The 1,227-nt window shown below is 63.8% G+C and carries 2 protein-coding genes; both read left to right on the top strand.

What is annotated here, in order from left to right; translation table 11 throughout:
* Positions 1 to 79: 79 nt before the first annotated feature.
* The gene (locus P7D22_RS23155) at positions 80 to 346 is read left to right on the top strand and encodes a transposase (protein ID WP_319936594.1); all 267 of its coding nucleotides are present in this window, start codon (positions 80 to 82) and stop codon (positions 344 to 346) included.
* The gene (locus P7D22_RS23160) at positions 331 to 1,179 is read left to right on the top strand and encodes an IS3 family transposase (RefSeq protein ID WP_319936595.1); all 849 of its coding nucleotides are present in this window, start codon (positions 331 to 333) and stop codon (positions 1,177 to 1,179) included. The genes P7D22_RS23155 and P7D22_RS23160 overlap by 16 nt, the downstream gene beginning before the upstream one ends.
* Positions 1,180 to 1,227: the final 48 nt, after the last annotated feature.

Consider the following 1,227-nt stretch of genomic DNA (forward strand, 5'->3'; position numbering starts at 1 on the left):
TGACGTCCTCCCGTCTTTCTCCTCCGGCCAAAATGCGAGTTTTCCGGGTTTGTGAGACCCTGGTGGGAGGAGCATGACCGTGAAGAAGAGCAGGTACACCGAGGAACAGATCGCCTTTGCGCTGAAGCAGGCGGAGACGGGCACGCCGGTCGCCGAAGTGCTGCGGCGGATGGGGATCTCGGAGCAGACGTTCTATCGCTGGAAGAAGCTTTACGGCGGACTCGGGACGGGCGAGTTGCGGCGGCTGAAGCAGCTCGAGGACGAGAACCGGAAGCTGAAGCAGCTTGTGGCCGACCTCAGCCTGGACAAGCACATTCTGCAGGACGTGCTATCAAAAAAGCTCTGACGCCTGGACGTCGGCGCGAGATCGTCGCCGACGTTCAGGCGGTTCAAGGGGTCAGCGAACGCCGGTGCTGTGGCGCGCTCGGGTTTGAGCGTTCGTCGATCCGGTACAAGTCGATCGGCAGCGACCAGGCAGCGTTGCTGCTACGTATCCGCGACCTGGCGCGAACACGGGTGCGGTACGGTTATTTTCGGATCTACATCCTGCTGCGCCGGGAAGGTTGGTCGGTCAACCACAAGCGAGTCTACCGGCTTTACCGGAACGACGGCCTCAGCCTGCGCCTGAAGCGCCCGCGCCGGCACGTCAGTGCTGTTAATCGGGAGCGGGCGGCGGCCGCGTCAGCCCCGAATGCGCTCTGGTCGATGGACTTCGTGTCGGACGCGCTGTTCGACGGCCGGCGGCTTCGTGCCCTCACGGTCGTCGACGCCTGCACGCGGGAAGCCTTGGTGATCGAGGTCGACAGCGGCATCAAGGGTGAGCAGGTCGTCGAAGCCGTGTCGCGCATCGCCGCTGTTCGTGGTGCGCCCCGATCCATTCGGGTCGACAATGGCCCCGAGTTTGTCTCGAAGGCCCTGGACCGCTGGGCTTACGAGAACGGGGTCACGCTCGACTTCTCGCGACCAGGCAAGCCGACCGACAACGCTTTTATCGAGTCGTTCAACGGCCGCCTTCGTGACGAGTGCCTGAACGCCCACTGGTTCTTGTCGCTGGCCGACGCCCGGACCAAGATCGAGGCTTGGCGGCGGGACTACAACGAGAGCCGGCCTCACACATCGCTTGGCTGGATGACGCCGAGCGAATACGCTGCGGCGGTGGCCCGAAAGGCCGCCGAATGAACGCCGGATACTCACTCTGAAACTGGAGGAGAAACCGGGGGACCCTCA

Source organism: Lichenihabitans sp. Uapishka_5 (assembly GCF_033947565.1).
Taxonomy (GTDB): Bacteria; Pseudomonadota; Alphaproteobacteria; order Rhizobiales; family Beijerinckiaceae; genus Lichenihabitans.